16 protein-coding genes and 2 pseudogenes are annotated in these 16,112 nt (G+C 70.4%); 12 read left to right on the forward strand and 6 right to left on the reverse strand.

Going from position 1 to position 16,112, the window contains the following annotated elements:
- Window positions 1–446: 446 nt before the first annotated feature.
- Window positions 447–584: pseudogene (locus tag ABEA26_RS36435) on the reverse strand (IS5/IS1182 family transposase); the annotation flags it as partial.
- Window positions 585–692: 108 nt separating this feature from the next.
- Window positions 693–920: an ABC transporter permease subunit gene (locus ABEA26_RS29840; RefSeq protein ID WP_425587917.1), complete on the reverse strand. Its 228-nt coding sequence runs from the start codon at window positions 918–920 to the stop codon at window positions 693–695.
- Between ABEA26_RS29840 and ABEA26_RS36440 the strand changes: the two genes are divergently transcribed.
- Window positions 825–1,025 (forward strand): SDR family oxidoreductase, encoded by a 201-nt coding sequence (locus ABEA26_RS36440; RefSeq protein ID WP_425587918.1) that lies wholly within the window; start codon window positions 825–827, stop codon window positions 1,023–1,025. The two genes, ABEA26_RS29840 and ABEA26_RS36440, sit on opposite strands and share 96 nt — an antisense overlap.
- Before the next feature lie 80 nt (window positions 1,026–1,105).
- Here the strand turns inward: ABEA26_RS36440 and ABEA26_RS29845 are convergent, their stop codons facing one another.
- On the reverse strand, window positions 1,106–1,984 hold the full coding sequence (locus ABEA26_RS29845) for a carbon-nitrogen hydrolase family protein (protein ID WP_345596472.1): 879 nt from the start codon (window positions 1,982–1,984) through the stop codon (window positions 1,106–1,108).
- A gap of 224 nt (window positions 1,985–2,208) precedes the next feature.
- On the opposite strand from ABEA26_RS29845, the gene ABEA26_RS29850 reads away from it, so the two are divergent.
- From ABEA26_RS29850 to ABEA26_RS29860, 3 genes are all read left to right on the forward strand, one after another.
- Window positions 2,209–3,120 (forward strand): LysR family transcriptional regulator, encoded by a 912-nt coding sequence (locus ABEA26_RS29850; RefSeq protein ID WP_345596473.1) that lies wholly within the window; start codon window positions 2,209–2,211, stop codon window positions 3,118–3,120.
- Window positions 3,121–3,213: 93 nt separating this feature from the next.
- Window positions 3,214–4,575, forward strand: a complete 1,362-nt coding sequence (gene hisD / locus ABEA26_RS29855) for a histidinol dehydrogenase (protein ID WP_345596474.1) — start codon at window positions 3,214–3,216, stop codon at window positions 4,573–4,575.
- Between the two features lie 153 nt (window positions 4,576–4,728).
- Window positions 4,729–6,162, forward strand: coding sequence for an amino acid permease (locus tag ABEA26_RS29860; protein WP_345596475.1), 1,434 nt, complete (start codon window positions 4,729–4,731; stop codon window positions 6,160–6,162).
- Window positions 6,163–6,166: 4 nt separating this feature from the next.
- On the opposite strand, the gene ABEA26_RS29865 is transcribed toward ABEA26_RS29860, so the two are convergent.
- The gene (locus ABEA26_RS29865; RefSeq protein WP_345596476.1) at window positions 6,167–7,171 is read right to left on the reverse strand and encodes a LacI family DNA-binding transcriptional regulator; all 1,005 of its coding nucleotides are present in this window, start codon (window positions 7,169–7,171) and stop codon (window positions 6,167–6,169) included.
- Between the two features lie 261 nt (window positions 7,172–7,432).
- Between ABEA26_RS29865 and ABEA26_RS29870 the strand changes: the two genes are divergently transcribed.
- The 7 genes from ABEA26_RS29870 (at window position 7,433) to ABEA26_RS29900 (ending at window position 14,801) form a co-directional block, all read left to right on the forward strand.
- The gene (locus ABEA26_RS29870; RefSeq protein WP_345596477.1) at window positions 7,433–8,569 is read left to right on the forward strand and encodes a cupin domain-containing protein; all 1,137 of its coding nucleotides are present in this window, start codon (window positions 7,433–7,435) and stop codon (window positions 8,567–8,569) included.
- A 38-nt stretch (window positions 8,570–8,607) separates the two neighbouring features.
- Complete coding sequence (locus tag ABEA26_RS29875; RefSeq protein WP_345596478.1) at window positions 8,608–9,330, forward strand: alpha/beta fold hydrolase; 723 nt, start codon at window positions 8,608–8,610, stop codon at window positions 9,328–9,330.
- A gap of 58 nt (window positions 9,331–9,388) precedes the next feature.
- Window positions 9,389–10,699, forward strand: a complete 1,311-nt coding sequence (gene hisD, locus ABEA26_RS29880) for a histidinol dehydrogenase (protein WP_345596479.1) — start codon at window positions 9,389–9,391, stop codon at window positions 10,697–10,699.
- Complete coding sequence (locus tag ABEA26_RS29885; RefSeq protein WP_345596480.1) at window positions 10,696–11,469, forward strand: SDR family NAD(P)-dependent oxidoreductase; 774 nt, start codon at window positions 10,696–10,698, stop codon at window positions 11,467–11,469. Before hisD (ABEA26_RS29880) ends, ABEA26_RS29885 begins: the two co-directional genes overlap by 4 nt.
- Window positions 11,466–12,242 (forward strand): HpcH/HpaI aldolase family protein, encoded by a 777-nt coding sequence (locus tag ABEA26_RS29890; protein ID WP_345596481.1) that lies wholly within the window; start codon window positions 11,466–11,468, stop codon window positions 12,240–12,242. The genes ABEA26_RS29885 and ABEA26_RS29890 overlap by 4 nt, the downstream gene beginning before the upstream one ends.
- A 123-nt stretch (window positions 12,243–12,365) precedes the next feature.
- Entirely contained in the window at window positions 12,366–13,712 is a 1,347-nt protein-coding gene (locus ABEA26_RS29895; RefSeq protein WP_345596482.1) for an MFS transporter, read from the forward strand.
- 90 nt (window positions 13,713–13,802) lie between these two features.
- On the forward strand, window positions 13,803–14,801 hold the full coding sequence (locus ABEA26_RS29900) for a nuclear transport factor 2 family protein (protein ID WP_345596483.1): 999 nt from the start codon (window positions 13,803–13,805) through the stop codon (window positions 14,799–14,801).
- A 493-nt stretch (window positions 14,802–15,294) separates the two neighbouring features.
- On the opposite strand, the gene ABEA26_RS29905 is transcribed toward ABEA26_RS29900, so the two are convergent.
- Window positions 15,295–15,516: a superinfection immunity protein gene (locus tag ABEA26_RS29905; RefSeq protein WP_345596484.1), complete on the reverse strand. Its 222-nt coding sequence runs from the start codon at window positions 15,514–15,516 to the stop codon at window positions 15,295–15,297.
- Between the two features lie 90 nt (window positions 15,517–15,606).
- On the opposite strand from ABEA26_RS29905, the pseudogene ABEA26_RS36445 reads away from it, so the two are divergent.
- Window positions 15,607–15,728 (forward strand): annotated as a pseudogene (locus ABEA26_RS36445) (IS630 family transposase); the annotation flags it as partial.
- A gap of 34 nt (window positions 15,729–15,762) precedes the next feature.
- Here ABEA26_RS36445 and ABEA26_RS29910 read toward each other — a convergent pair.
- Window positions 15,763–16,011, reverse strand: a complete 249-nt coding sequence (locus ABEA26_RS29910; protein ID WP_345596485.1) for a hypothetical protein — start codon at window positions 16,009–16,011, stop codon at window positions 15,763–15,765.
- Window positions 16,012–16,112 lie beyond the last annotated feature (101 nt).

The following is a 16,112-nucleotide window of genomic DNA, read 5'->3' on the forward strand; positions in this document are numbered from 1 at the left end:
TCGACTTCGGAATATGGGGCTGATACGGAGACCGACAACGAGTAGCACCTCCTTTCCCGGGCCTCGGACTGGCCCGCGCCGTCAGTTCAGGGCTCTGCCGCCGCTCGGGCCTCTCTCCCGGCTTCCCCCACGGCCCAGCTACACGGCTGGGAGCTGGGCGTCAGGTCCGCTGCCGGCCGGAGACACAGCGTCGAGTCCGACGTCATCTCTTGATCAGGTGTCGCGTTCGAGGGCGACGACGGCTCGGACGACGGCTGTGATGCGGGTGGTGATGCAGCGGAGCTTCCGCAGGGGCCGCCGGGGCTTGAGGATCGCCACGGCTTGTTCGCCGAGGCTGCGGGGCTTCGTGTGGTCCCGGTTGTGACGTCGGCGCCGGCCTCGCAGGCATTGCCCCGGAACGGGAAACGGACAGCAGGACCTGCGCGCTGGTACGCCTTGTCGGCCCAGCACTTGATGTCCTCCGCGGCGAGGGAGGCCGGAATGTCGTGGGCCCGCGCCGTGGTCAGGTCGTGGGTGGCTCCCGGCAGTGCGTCCGAGACCCAGATCAGACGTCCGGCTGATTCCGCAAGGACTTGCACGTTCATCCCGTGGTACTTCTCCTTTCCGGAGTAGTACGGCTGGTCGGCGGCGATGCGGTCGATAGGCAGCACGGGTGCCGTCGAGGATCACGTACGCCTTCTTCCGGACAGTCGTCATGGCCCGTTCCAGTGTGAGCGCAAGGGCGGCCAGGAGGTCGACGGCCTCGCGTATGTAGCGGCTGAGTGCGATCGTGCCGAGCTGGCGGCTGGGTTCGGTGCGATGAGGGCGGGGCGGGAAAGTGGCAGGTGGATCTTCCAGAAGACGCCCCACCAGCCGAGACCGTCCATGCGGGCGGCTTCGACGAGTTCGCGGGGTACGGCGAGAAAGAACTGCCGGAGCAGGAAGATGGCGAAGTGGCCGGCGCCGTCGCCTTCCTGGCGGGAGCCGACGCCGCCTTCGTCACAGGCACGGTACTCGCCGTGAACGGCGGGTACCTCGCGGCGTGAGTGCCCCGCCAGGCGATACCACGGGCACCGCTCCAGGAAAGGCCGACGCCTGGTGCAGGCGCTGCCAAGGTTCTGGCCGGTCACCGGCGTGGCGCTCCACGGCGCCACTTCACCGGGTCGATCCGGCCCTCGTACAGGGGGAGTTTCAGGGGCTGCCGGCCGTTCTCGAACGGGTCCCAGACGCGAGTGAGTCCCGCGGTGCCGTACTCGCGGACCCGGCGGGTCTCGGCGAGGTCGAGGACGTCCGTCATGACGATCTCCGGTTCGGAACCCGACTCGGCGCGGACGCGACCTTCGGGGTCCACTATGACGCTGCGGCCTGCACCGTCCGGGGGCGCGGCGTTCACGCTGGCCATGAAGACTTGGTTGACGATCGCGTTCGCGCGAGCGAGGACGAGTTCCTGGGCGCGGTCGACGGTCGGGGTGCGTACGAGGTTCAGCACGAGGTCGGCGCCCTGCCACGCCAGATGCCGTGTGGTCTCCGGGAACCAGGCGTCGTAACAGATCGACAGGCCCACGCGTCCGTGGCCCTCCAGGTCGAAGACGACGAAGCGGTCACCGGCCGCCGTGGTCTCGTAGGGGTGCCAGGGGAAGACCTTGCGATATTCGGTGACCCGCCTTCCGTCGGGCGCGTACACCGGTGCCGTGTTGTAGATCCGCCCGTCCTCACCGCGTTCGTAGACGCTTCCAGGGACGAGCCACAGCCCGAGTTCGCGGGCCAGGCCGGCCAGCATCGTGCCTCTGGGGCCATCGAGTTCCTGTGCCGCGGCGCGCATGACCTGCTCGGGGTCCTCATCCGGCCGGTGCCCGCAGACGTGCAGTTCGGGGAAAGTGAACAGCCGGACGGCCGGGTGTGTACGGGCGAGCCGGCGCACCTGGTCGGCGAACAGGCCGAGGCTGTCGTCGGCGTGGTGGAAGGCGGCCGCCTGCACCAGGCCGATCGGCAGAGGGGTGGGCATGAAGGAGGGCACCTTCCGTATTCGGGGCTGCGGAAGAAGAGGGTGCGCAGCAGCGAATCATTCCGGCCGTGCGCGGGACAACACCTGCCTCTCCTGTGGCATCCACAGGAAAACCCTGGGGCCTGCGTTTCGGCAGGCAACCGCGGGCCCCGTTAAGGTTCCGGCATGCCTGTCACCCGGCCCTCGTTCGTTCCGCCCGTCCTTGTCCGGGAAGGACGGGCGGCATGACCCTCAACCAGCTCAGGGCTTTCGTGGAGGCCGAGCGGCTCGGGTCGTTCACCGCCGCGGCCAAGGCCATGGACATCGCCCAGGCCTCGGCCTCCGAGCTGGTGCGCCGCCTGGAGGCGGAATTGGACACGGAGCTGTTCGTCCGCGGCAGTCGGACGCTCACCCTCACGACCGCCGGCCAGGAGCTGCTGCCGTACGCGCAGGAAGCCCTGGAGGCGGCGGACAGCGGGATCCGCGCTGTGCACTCGCTGGGCTCACTGGGCGGCGGTACGGCGACGTTCGGAGTGCTGCGGAACGCCGACTACTACCTGCTGGCCGACCTTGTGCAGATGTTTCATGCCCGCTACCCCGAGGTCCGGGTCCGGCTCGTCGGCCAGAACTCCGCGGAGACCGCCGCCGCCGTGGCCGCGGGGCGCATCGAGGCCGGGCTCGTCGTCCTTCCGGTCGACGACGAGGAACTCGCGGTCACACCGTTGCTGCGCGACGAAGTGTTCTACGTCAGCGCCGACCCGGAGCGCACGCGCACGCCCGTGACCATCAAGGCGTTCTCGCACGCCCCCCTGGTGCTGTACGACGCCCACTACGGGTGGCAGGACCCGACGCGGCGGCAGCTCGCGGAGCGCGCCCAGCTGGCCGGCGTGCGGATCGATCCGCTCATCGAGCTGGAGCACGTCGAGGCAGCCGTGAAGCTGGCCGCAGTCGGCGTCGGGGACACGATCGCCAGCCGCGCGGTCATCAGCGGCCCGTCGTTCCCGTCGGGGCTGTACACCGCGTCGTTCGCCGAGCCGCTGTACGACACGATCGCGCTCGTCCGCCGCCGAGGCCGGCCTCTGTCGCGTGCCACCCGGGAACTGGCCCGGCTTGCCGAGGACACGTTGCGGGAGCTGCGCCAAAACCTGTCGGTGTGACCCGCATACCGAGCGAGACACAGGGAAACCCTGTGACTCGCTCAGGGCTTGCCCATCTAGTCCTGTGGCTGCGTCGCCCTTAGCGTTCCCGGCATGCAGATCACGCACGAAGAAGCACAGGCCCTGCCCCCTCTCCAGTGGCTGAAGAAGCCCGCCGTCGACGGTCCCCCCGCCCAGCGCGACCCCAAGGTCGTCGAGCGGGTCTCGCAGATGCTGCGGGAGATCGAGCGCAAGGGCATGGACGCGGTCCGCGCCTACGCCGAGGAGCTCGACGGCTGGTCAGGCGACCTGGAGATCGGCGAGGCCGAGCTGCAGAAGTCCGGGGACGCGCTGCCCCCGGACGTCCGAACCGCGCTGGAGATGGGGTACGAGCGCACACACCGCTTCGCCGCCGCGCAGCGCGAGCACCTGACCGACTTCGAGATCGAGCTGGCCCCCGGGGTGAACTGTGGCCAGCGGTACGTCCCCGTCTCCCGTGTCGGGGCGTACCTGCCGGCGGGCCGGTTCCCCCTGCTGGCCAGCGCCTTCATGACCGTCAACGTCGCGAAGACGGCCGGTGTGCCGACGGTCGTGGCGTGCACGCCGCCGTCCGGCGAGCACGGCGCCCATCCCGCGGTCCTGTACGGCGCCCACCTGTCCCGGGCGGACCGGGTGTTCGCCGTCGGCGGTGTCCAGGCGCTGGGCGCGATGGCCTTCGGTCTCCTCGGGGAAGCACCGGTCGACATGCTGGTCGGCGCGGGCAACGCCTTCGTCACGGAAGCCAAGCGACAGCTGTTCGGGCGCGTCGGCATCGATCTGCTCGCGGGCCCGTCCGAGGTCGCGGTGATCGCCGACGACAGCGCCGATCCGGCATGGGCCGCGGCCGACCTGCTCGGTCAGGCCGAGCACGGCCCCAATTCACCGGCCGCGCTCATCACCACGTCAGAGGCGATGGGCCGCGCGGTCGCCGCCGAGGTCGAGAGCCAGTTGGAGAAACTGACGACGCGGGACATCGCGGGGCCGGCGTGGCGTGATTTCGGCTCCGTGATCGTCGTACGGGACCGGGACGACGCGGTCGCCGTCGCCGACGTCCTGGGCCCCGAGCACCTGGAGGTGCACACCGAGGACGACGACTTCTACCTGCGTAACCTCACCAACTACGGCTCGCTGTTCATCGGCCCGTGGTCCACCGTGGCGTACTCCGACAAGGGCATCGCGGGCACGAACCACGTTCTGCCCACCGGCAAGACCGCCCGCTACAACGCGGGCCTGTCGGTCTCGCGCTTCCTCAAGCCGCTCACCTACCAGCGGGCGACCGTAGAGGGCACGGCCGCGCTGGCGCCCGCCGTGGAGCGCGTCTCCGCCTTCGAGGGCCTCGCCGCACACGGGGCGACGGCCACAGTGCGCATCGACCGGGTCGGCCGTACGTCCTCGGCGTTCGACTCCGTCCCCGCGCCACTGCGCGAACGGCTCTGACCCGCCGCCGTCACGGCACCGGCCTCGCGGGCGGGGCGGCAGGGCACCCGGAGCGCCCCGCGGCACTCGGCGCGGGCGCTCCGGCGGCCGTGGACGGCACGGCCCGCCCCTCCTCCGGCCGGGCTTCCGCTCCCCTCTCCCCCGAGGTCTCCCATGCACCACCGCTCTTCACCCGCTCCCCCGTCGGACACGCACGGCACCTCCCTCACTCAGGGGCTCAAGAGCCGCCAGATCACCATGATCTCCATAGGGGGCGTGATCGGGGCCGGTCTGTTCGTCGGCTCCTCCACCGCCGTCGCGGCGGCCGGGCCCGCCGTGCTGATCTCGTTCCTCCTGGCGGCCGCCCTGGTCGTCCTGGTCATGCAGATGCTCGGGGAGATGGCGGTCGCCCACCCCGACACCGGCTCGTTCTCGACGTACGCCGACCGCGCCCTGGGCCGCTGGGCAGGGTTCTCCATCGGCTGGCTGTACTGGTGGTTCTACATCCTCGTCATCCCCATCGAGGCGATCGCCGCCGGCGAGGTACTCGGCGGTCTCTTCGGGCTGCCCAGCTGGATACCGGCCCTGGTGCTGATCGCCGTCCTGGCCGGCAGCAACCTTCTCGCCGTACGCAACTACGGCGAGTTCGAGTACTGGTTCGCGCTCCTGAAGGTCGTCGCGATCGTGGCGTTCCTCGTCCTCGGGGTGCTCGCCGTCCTCGGGCTGCTGCCGGGGTCCGACGCCCACGGCGTCAGCCACCTGTGGAGCGAGGGCGGGTTCGCGCCGAAGGGCGCCATGGCCGTACTCGCCGGGCTGCTCACGGCAATGTTCAGTTTCCAGGGGAGCGAGATCGTCACCATCGCCGCCGCCGAGTCCGAAGAGCCGAGGAAGAACATCAAGAAGGCCGTGCGCGCAGTCGTCTGGCGGCTGGGTCTTTTCTACGTCGGTTCGATCTTCTTCGTCGTCGCCCTCGTGCCCTGGAACTCCGACGCCCTCGCCGACGGCTCCTACCAGGCGGTGCTCGACCACATGAACGTCCCCGGCGCCGGACGCATCATGGACGTCGTCCTCGTCGTCGCAGTCAGCAGCTGCCTGAACTCGGCGGTCTACACCGCTTCCCGCATGGCCTTCTCGCTGGCCCGGCGCGGTGACGCCCCGGCGGCCTTCGCCGTCACGTCCACGTCGGGGGTGCCGCGTACCGCGGTCCTCGCCTCCACGGTCATCGGCGTCGCCGCCGTGATCGCCAACTACCTGCTGCCGAAGGTGTTCACGTACCTCATCGCGTCCAGCGGGGCGATCGCGCTGATGATGTACCTGGTCATCGCGCTCACCCAGTACGCGACCCGGCGCAGGGAACCCCAGCCGACCGAGGTACGGATGTGGGGATTCCCCTACCTGACGCTCGCGACGATCGCCTTCATCACGGGTGTGCTGGTGCTTATGGCGGTCCTGCCCGGACACCGGCTCGAACTGTGGCTGTCGCTCGGACTCGCCGCCGTGCTCGTCGGAGTGGGAACAGTCCGTCAGTGTCGGCCCGCTGCCCGACCGCCGACAGGGCTCCATGCCGCAGCCGAGACGCCCGTACCGGCCGACACGGTGCGGCACTGAGGGCTCACGCCGACGGCCGCCCGTGCGTCCCCCGCGGAACGAACTCGGTCGGCAGGACCAGGCGTTCGCCGGCGGAGTCCGCGTCGCCCGTGATGCGGCGGACCAGCAGGCGTGCCGCCTGGCGGGCCAGCTCCGGCAGGTCGTGGCGGACCGTGGTGAGGCGAAGCACCTCCCAGGACGCCATGGGAAGGTCGTCGAAGCCGACGACGGTGAGGTCCTCGGGGACGCGCAGGCCGGCGGCGCGGGCGGCGTTGAGGACACCGACCGCGACCACGTCGTTGCCGCAGAACACGGCGGTGGGCCGCTGCGCCGCGTCCAGCAGCCGGGGCAGGGCCCGGTATCCGGTGTCGTACTCGAAGGGCCCCCGGACGACCCCGTCCTCGGGCAGGCCGATGCCCTCGTCGGCGAGGGCCAGGCGGAAGCCGAGCTCCCGTTCGCGCCCCGTAGTGGTGTTGGCTGCGCCGAAGACGCCCGCGACGCGACGGTGCCCGAGTGCGGCGATCTCCCGGGCCACGAGGCGGCCGCCGCCCTCGTTGTCGACGACGGAGGCGTAGTCGCCGGCCCTGCCGGTGTCGCGGTTGAGGAACACGTACGGGATGTCGCGGCGGTCGAGCTGGGCCGGGAGGCGGGAGTCGGTGGTGGCCGTAGCGAGGACCACGCCGTCGAGCGACTGATCCAGGAGGTTCTCCTCGGCGACCGCCTCGTCGGAGCGCTCGGTGAGAAGCATCATCCGGTAGCCGAGGCTTTCCAGCTCGTCGTGCAGGGGTGCGACGACATGCGGGTAGAAGGGGTTCGTCAGGTCGGTCACGATGACGCCGATCCGCCGCGTGGAGCGGGTGGACAGGGACCGGCCCACCTCGCTCGGCACATAGTTCAGCGCGCGTGCCGCCTTCCTGACCTTCTCTTTCGTCGCCGGCGACACCCGGGGGTCGTCGCGCAGGGCGCGGGACACCGTCGGCTGGGAGACGCCCGCCAGCCTCGCCACGTCATGACTCGTGATCGTCGTCATCGCCCCTCTTCCGTCAACACCCACCGCGCCGGCGTGACCCGGCGTCCCCGTCCAAGGATACGTATGTACCAGATGGACGCTCCGTGCAGGGGTTGTGCGCAGTGACGGCACTCTGCTCTGCGTGAGGACTTTCGGCAATTGCGGCCGACCTCTTGACATTACTCGTCGCGCGTCCTGTCATGGTCGTACATACGTATTCACGCCCCGTTCGGGACTGCCCCCGCACTGTTCACGGGATGTCCCCAGCCCTGAGGAGTCCTCATGCCCGATGCCGTCGTGTCCCCCTCCGAACTGAAGCGGCGCACGATCCGCCGCAGCGACTTCGTCTCCTGCAACCAGGCCTTCATCGACTGCCGAACTCCGGGCTCGGACCGCAAGGAGAACTACGCGATGATCGGCCCGGGGGTGTCGCAGGCGGCCGGCCAGGTCGTCAACCTGCGCCTCCCGCACGGGTACAACATCGGTGCCGCGGCCATGCCCCACGGCATCACCAACAACCTGCACCTGCACTACACGGCCGAGGTGTTCGTCTGCACCGACGGCGAGTACCTGCTGCGCTGGGGCGTCGACGGCACCGAGGGCGAGCTGCCACTGCGCGCCGGGGACATCGTCTCCGTCCCGACCTGGATCTTCCGGGGGTTCACCAACACCGGCCCGGACGACGGCTGGCTGTTCACCACGCTCGGCATGGACGACACCGGCGGCATCATCTGGGGTCCGTCCGTGCTGCGCGAGGCCGAGGAACACGGTCTGTACCTGACCGCCGACGACCGGCTCGTCGACACCGTCGCCGGGGACGAGGTCCCCGAGGGCACGGAGCTGGTGCAGCCGATGGCACAGGAGCACATGGACCGGCTGCGCCGCTACAGCTCCGAGGAGATGAAGCGCCGGGTCGCGGCGACGGACGAGCTCGTCTGGTCCGAGCACCCGTTCCTCGACAGCGCACTGCCCGGCGCGGGCGCCGGCCTGAGCTGCGTCATCGGGTACGGCATGACCGAGGACCCGCACCAGGAGCCGCGGATCTTCAACCCGCACGGCCACAACATCGCCTGGCTGCGCGCGGACCCGGGCCAGGGTGTCTCCACGCACCGCCAGCACGAGACCCAGACGCTCATCGTCAAGGACGGCCTGTGGGAGATCACCCTCAACCGCACGGACCCGGTCTCGGTGCGACTGGGCCCGCGCGACATGCTCTCCGTGCCGCAGGACGCCTGGCGGACCCTGCGCAACATCGGCGACGACCGGGGCGACCTGCTCGTGGTCAACTCCGGTGACGGCCGGGTCCGTCTGGAATGGGACGACGAGGTCGTCAAGGCCGCCGCCGACGCCGGTCTGGGCATCGACCACAACGGGTACGTGGCCCCGTACGCGCTGCTGCCCCGCTCCGCGCGCCGCTGATGCCCGGCCTCTCCCCCGCCGCTGTCTCCGCTGCCCCCGTGCCTCCCGACGGCCCGCTGCCACTGGTCGCCGTCCCTGGCATGCTGTGCGACGCGACCCTGTGGTCGGACGTCGGCTTCCCGGACGGGCACCCGGTGCACCACGTCACGCTCGCCGAGCCGTCCGTCGGGGAGCTGGCCGACTCCGTGATGGCCGCGACAGCGGGCCCGTTCGTGCTGGTCGGCCTCAGCCTCGGGGCCATCGTCGGCTTCGAGGTAGTACGCCGGGCCCCCGAACGCGTCGCCGGGCTGTGTCTCGTCTCCACCAACGCAAAGGCGCCGCGCCCCGAGCAGTACGCGGCCTGGCGCGCGCTGGACGAGCTGGCCGGCGACGGCCGGCTCGACGCGGTGATCGAGCGGACGCTGCCGGGCATGTTCGTCCGGGATCCGGCGCCGGACCGCCTCACGGAGCGCTACCGCCGCATGGCCCGCTCGGTCGGCGCGCGTGCCGCACGCGCCCAGCTCACCGCGCAGGCCACCCGCCAGGACGCCTTCACCGCCCTGCGCACCGTCCGCTGCCCCACCACCGTGGTGTGCGGCACACGGGACATCCTGTGCCCGCCCGGCTTCCACCGGGCCATCGCCGACGCAGTCCCAGGGGCGCGGCTGCACGAGGTGCCGGACGCCGGACACCTGCTGCCGTGGGAGCGGCCGGACGTGCTCACGTCGGCCCTCGCCGGCCTCGTGCCCGCGGCCCACCGCCGTCTCGCGCGGGCGGGCTGAATTCCGCCCGCGTCCCCCACATCACCCGCTTTCCTTCCCCCGACATGAAAGAGCCGCAATGCCCCGACATCTGAAGTCCGCCGTCCCCGCGGGTCAGGTCCGTGCCGCCCGCGCGGACGTCGCCGAGCGCGTCGCCGTGATCCTCGACGACATCCGTGAACGCGGTGACGAGGCCGTCCGCCAGTACTCGGAGAAGTTCGACGGCTGGAACCCGGAGTCGTTCCGGCTGTCCCCGGACGACATCGCGCGGATCGTGTCCGGCGTGCCCACGACCGTCCTGGACGACATCCGCTTCGTGCAGGAGCAGGTACGGACGTTCGCGCAGGCGCAACGCGACTCCCTGCACGACATCGAGATCGAGACACTGCCGGGCGTGCGCCTCGGGCACCGCCATGTGCCGGTCGCGGGCGCGGGCGCGTACGTGCCCGGCGGCCGTTACCCACTCACCGCCTCCGCCCACATGACGATCGTGACGGCCAAGGTGGCCGGCGTCTCCCGGGTGGCCGCCTGCACCCCGCCGATCCGGGGCGAGATCCCGGCCGCGACCGTCGCCGCCATGCATCTGGCGGGTGCCGACGAGATCTACCTGCTCGGCGGGGCGCAGGCCGTCGCGGCGCTCGCCGTCGGCACGGAGACCATCGGCCGGGTGCCGATGATCGCGGGCCCTGGCAACGCCTACGTCGCCGAGGCCAAGCGCCAACTGTTCGGCGAGGTCGGCATCGACCTGTTCGCCGGGCCCACCGAGATCCTCGTCGTCGCCGACGAGCACGCTGACCCCTTCATCGTGGCCGTGGACCTGCTGTCCCAGGCCGAGCACGGGCCCGACTCCCCCGCCGTCCTCGTCACCTCCTCCGAGGACCTGGGCCGCGAGGTCGAGCGGCACGTCGACCGCCTCCTGCCCACCATGCCCACCAGGGACTTCGCCGGCCCGGCCTGGCGCGACCACGGGGAGATCGTCGTGGTCGGCTCGCTCGACGAGGCGTTCGCGGTCGCCGACTCCTACGCCAGCGAGCACGTGGAAGTCCTCACCGAGAACCCGCGTCAGGCGCTGGAACGGATGCGGGACTACGGGGCACTGTTCCTCGGCGAGGGTACGTGCGTGTCGTACGGCGACAAGGTCATCGGCACCAACCACGTGCTGCCCACCCGTGGCGCGGCCCGCTATACGGGCGGTCTGTGGGTCGGCAAGTACCTCAAGACGGTGACGTACCAGGAGGTCACCGACACCTCCTCGTCCGCGCTGCTCGGTGAGGTGTGCGGGCGCGCCGCACGCGTCGAGCTGTTCGAAGGGCACGCCCGCTCGGGTGACGTACGCGCGGCCAAGTACGCCGGCGCCGCGCTGCCGTGGAACGAGGAGGCGGGCGCGTGACCGGCACGACCACGCCGCTCGCCGGCCGCACCGCGCTGGTGAGCGGCGGCGGCAACGGCCTGGGCAGCGCCATCGCCCGGTCCCTGCGGTCCGACGGGGCCCACGTGGTGATCACGGGCCGCACTGAACGCACTCTCGAGGAGACGGCCGCACGGCTCGGCCCGGGCGTCGACCACCGGGTCTGTGACGTCTCCCGGCCCGGCGACGTGGAGACGCTCGCCGAACAGCTCGCGGACGAGGAGATCTCGATCCTGGTCAACAACGCCGGGATCGCGGGGCCCGTCGCGGCGCTGACGGATGTCACCCCGCAGGAGTGGGACGAGGTCTTCGCCGTGAACGTGCGCGGCATGTTCCTGATGTGCCGCGCCTTCCTGCCTCCGATGACCAGGCGCGGGGCCGGTGACGTCATCAACGTCGCCTCCGTGTCCGGCAAGCGGCCACTGCTGCGTCGTACGCCGTACTGCGCGTCGAAGATGGCGGTCATCGGGCTCACAACGACGCTCGCCTGTGAGGTCGGGCCGCTCGGCGTGCGGGTCAACTCCTTGTCCCCCGGACCGGTTTCCGGGCCGCGCATGGAACGAAACTTCCGGCTCGAGGCAGAACGCGCGGGCAGCAGTCGTGCCGAGGCGGAGGCCGCGTTCGTGTCGCGGGCGGCGCTCGGACGGATGGTCACCGAGGAGGAAGTCGGCTCCGCCGTGACCGCGATGCTGCGGATGCCGGGGCTGTGCGGGGCCGACATCGATCTGTCGGCCGGGATGGTGGCCCGATGACGGCGCAAGTGACCCGGCGCCCCTCGCTCAAGCGGCGGCTCGCCGCCGGGGAACGGCTGCACGGCGCTCTGCTGCGGCTGCAGTCGGAGACGCTCGTCGAGATGGCGGGAGTGGCGGGGCTCGACTATGTGGTCCTGGACTGCGAGCACGGGCCGGCCGACATGACCGCCCTCCAGCATCATCTGACGGCCGCGGCGGCTCAGGGCCTCGACGTCCTGGTACGTGTCGGTATGGCCGAACCGGCACTGGTCCTGCGCTGTCTGGACCTCGGGGTGGCGGGCATCGTCCATCCCCACGTCGACTGCGCCGAGGACGCCCGACGGGCTGTCGCCGCGGACCGCTACCCCCCGCTGGGGCAACGCGGTTTCGCCACGTACAGCAGAGCGGGGCGTTTCGGCACCGTGACGGCGCGAGAGCATCTGGCGGCGAGCGAGGACACCCTGGTCGTCGCGATGATCGAGACGGAGCGGGCCTGTGCCGCGGCCGGGGAGATCGCCGCGACAAAGGGCGTGGACGCCATCCTGGTGGGCCCGTCCGACCTCGCGGCGGACTGTGGTTTCCCCGGCCCGGACGTGATTGGCGGTCTCACCGGGAGCGCCCATCGGGCCGCGCGTGAGGCGGGGCGAGCTGTGATGACGATCGTCCCGTCGACGGCGGCGGCCCGCGGGGCCGAGGAGGCGGGCGCACAGCTGATCCTCTTCAACATGGCAGCTGTCCTCATGGACACCTTCCGCTCACTCGTGCCACCAGCGGCCGAACCCCCCGCCGGCTGAAGAAGCCACGGTTCAGCGGTCGGCACACCCCCTTGACGCCACCCCTGACGCTCCTTAGCGTTCACCGCAGTTCACCCAATTCATACGTATGCACACTCATCCATCTGCGCGATCGGAGAAGCCATGTCCGCTGCAGCGCCACCCACCGCCGCTGTCGGCGCCCCAGAGGACGCCGCACAGAAGCGGAAGGCGATACGCCGCGCCATCGGCGCAGGAAGCATCGGAAACTTCGTAGAACAGTTCGACTACGGCCTCTACGGCTACATGGCCCCGATCATGGCCCCGGTCTTCTTCCCCGAGAGCGACAAGAGCGTCGCGGTCATCAGCACGTACGCGATCGTCGCCATCTCCTGTCTGTTCCGTCCCCTGGGCGGAACGCTGGTCGGCCGCTGGGGCGACAGGGCGGGCCGCAAGAAGGCGCTGCTCTACACCATCGTCGTCATGGGCGTCGCCACCGCGATGATCGGGCTGGTGCCCACCTATCACGCGATCGGCATCCTCGCCCCGCTGCTCCTGCTGCTGCTGCGCGTCGTGCAGGGCATGGTCTCGGGCGGCGAGTACGTCGGCGCGGTGGCGTTCGTCGTGGAGTGGGCGGAGCCGAACCGCCGTGCCTACTACACCTCGTACGCCTCCAACAGCTGCTTCCTCGGCATCCTCGCGGGGGCCGGCACCGCCGCGCTGACCAGCTGGGTGTTCCAGGGCCCCGATCTGGAGTCGTGGGGCTGGCGCGTGCCGTTCTTCCTGGCGCTGCCGCTGAGCCTCGTCGGGTTGTGGCTGCGCCGGCACATCGCGGAGTCGCCGGAGTTCGTCCGCGCGACCGAGGGCGGGACCAACGTGGTGAAGGCGCCGATCCGTGAGGCGCTGCGCTCGCAGTGGCGACCGATCCTCGTCTACTGCGGCGTCTCCATCATGCTGGCCATCCTGTCCTACACCTGGGTCACGTTCTATCCGGAGTACCTGACCGGCACTCTCGGTCTGCCCCGCTGGATGGGGCTGGCCTCCAACGCGATCTCCGTCGCGGTGCTGATCCCGATGCTGCCACTGGCCGGCATCCTCTCCGATCGCATCGGCCGCAAGCCGATGCTGATCGCCGGAGCCGTCGCGTGTCTCGTCCTGGTCCCACTGGCCTTCATGGTCGGTGAGGCCGGCACGTTCGGCGCGGCCGTCGCGAGCCAGCTCATCTACATCGTCCCGGAGTTCTTCCTCACGGGAATCGTCACGGTCTGCGCGGCAGAACTCTTCTCCACGCGCACCCGGTTCAGCGCGAGTGCCATCGCGTACAACAGCTCGTTCTCCGTCTTCATGGGCATCACGCCGTTCGTGGCTGCCCTGCTGGTGAACACCTTCGGCACCATCTACGCCGTCTACGCCTACCTCGCCGCCGGCGCGCTCCTCGGGCTCGTCGTGGTGACCTGCTTCATGACGGAGACGTACCGCAGCCAGCTGGGAGCCGACAAGTTCGCCCGTTGAGCTTCACATACGTATACGCACCTCGTTCAGCGGGACGGACCCCCGCCGAGCCGTGATCGAGACATCATGACATCGAGACAAGGAAGCACTATGCCGCTCGACCCCGTCGCCTTCCAGCCGTACGCCGACCCGGACGACTTCATCCGTGAGGTCACCGACCGCATCTGGGTGGCCCGCGACATCGACCACATCGTCGAGAACTACGAGCCGGACTCCATCGTTCACACCAGCCTGGGTACGGTCGTCGGACGCGACGGCGTGATCGAGGGCACCACCATGCGCATGGCGGCCGTGCCCGGGCACATCGGGCAGGCCGAGGACGTGGTGTGGGAGGCACGCGGCGACGATGCGTTCCTCAGCTCCCACCTGGTCTTCTCCGCCGACGAGCACCTGATGGACGGCCGCCTCGTGCCCGTCCGCAAGCGCACCGTGGCCAACTGCCTCTACCGGCGTGGCCGCATGGTCGAGGAGTGGGTCGTCCGCGACGATCTCGCGGACTGCCTGCAGCTGGGGCTGGCCCCGGAAGAAGTCGCCCGCGGGTTGCGCTTCCAGGGATACACCGGGTCGATGACCGAGGCCGCCCCGAAGGAAGTGCTGCTGGTCGGTGACAGCGGGGAGCGCCCAGACCAGTTCCGGCCCGAGTGCGAGATGGTGCTGGAGTTCCTCGAGCACGTGTGGTCGCGACGGCGTCTGAACAAGGTCCACGACTACGTGGAGCGCGACCTGTTCCTGCACACCATCGGTGACCGCACCGTCATCCGCCCCGAGCGCTACCAGGCCGATCTGCTGGCCATGGTCGGCCCGTTCCCGGACGCACAGTTCGCCGTCCGTGACGTCCAGGCCAACTACAACGAGCGGTACGCGGGTCTGCGCGTCGCCGTCCTGTGGACCATGCACGGCACATACCGGGGCACGCCCACGTTCGGCGCACTGACCGGGCAGCCGGTGACCGTGCTCGGCACCTCGCAGTTCCTGATCCAGAACGGGCGGATCGTGCGGGAGTACCGCGTGTACGACGAGATCTCGTTGCGCGCCCAGATCAACGCGGCCCGCGGTGACGGCCCGGAGGTGAACGCCAACATCTACTGAGCCGCGCGCACCGCGGAGCCCCCGCCGGACCGCAACGGCGGCGGCTCCGCGGTGTTTGCACGCTCGCCCTCCCACCGCCCCGGCCGACAGTCCGGCGCCTGTCGCGTCGCTGAAACTGCCCGCCCTCGAAGGAGCCCAGTGCGGAGACGAACGAGAACGGGGCCACGCGGGATGAGGACGGTGGCGGTCACCCAAGGGGGCCGGGGTGGTGGCGAATGGACGCCGCGGCACTGCCGCTGACCGGCCTGGCAGCGGCGCACCACGTGCGGCACCCCGGACGTCCGGCAGCCCTCCTCACCGGGCCTCCCCCGTAGGTGCTGCGGCCGCGGTACGCCGTGCGGCGCCGGACGTGCCGGTCACTTCGGGGTACCCGGCGGCCGCACCCGCACCCGCACCCGCACCCGCGGTGAGAAGGCCATTCGCCGGGGCGGAGGTCCACTCGCGCATGACCCGTACCAACGGCCGGCCAGCGAGACGACGCGGCGGCCAGTCGTCAAAGGCCCAGTTGACTGCCCGGCGCCAGCGCGCGGTCGGGCTGACGGGTGGCCATCGACATCGCCATGAACAGGGCCACGAACCAGAACAGCCCGGTGAAAGCGCCGATGACATTGACCACGATGACCCACCGCAGGTGCTGAACCCTCCGGCGGTGAGCAACGAGCGACGGCACACCGAGGAAGAACAGCCCCACGAGCGCCACGACCAACAGCTTCAAGGGGCCTACGTCTGAGAACACCAGGTCATCCTACCTACGCCCTTCGATTCAACAGGCGTGAGGCCCGTCGGCACCAGCCCGGTGAACGTTTCCGGTCGCAGGACCGCGGTCGCAGCCTTGTGCTGCTACCGCCCGGGCGAGGCGAGCCGGCGATCCACCGGCCCCGCAGTCACCTGCTCCTCAAGGGCGCGCGCAAAAGCCTCCCCTGGCAGGTGAAGTTTCCCCGTGATCCCGGACACGTGATCGTTAAGCCGCGAGGGTGTGCTGATGCCGCTGCCTGGTCTCGGCCGGGGTGAGGCAGCCGAAAGTCTTGTGCTTGCGCTGGCGGCGGCGGTTGTAGAGGGTCTCGATGACGGAGAAGACCTCGGCTCGGGCAGTGGCCCGGTCGGGCCGGACACGGGTGCCGATCTCCTCCTTGAGCAGGGCGCAGAAGTCCTCCGCGGCAGCATTGTCGAAGCACGATCCGGTGCGTCCGCAGCTCTGCCGCAGTCCCAACTTCCCAATTCAACCCCGGAACTGGGCTGACGTGTATTCGCTGCCACGATCGCTGTGGACCACGCAGCCGGGCTCGAGTCCGCCCTGGCCGTGGGCCATGT

Origin of the sequence: Streptomyces marokkonensis (genome assembly GCF_039539045.1) — a bacterium.
Classification (GTDB): Bacteria; Actinomycetota; Actinomycetes; order Streptomycetales; family Streptomycetaceae; genus Streptomyces; species Streptomyces marokkonensis.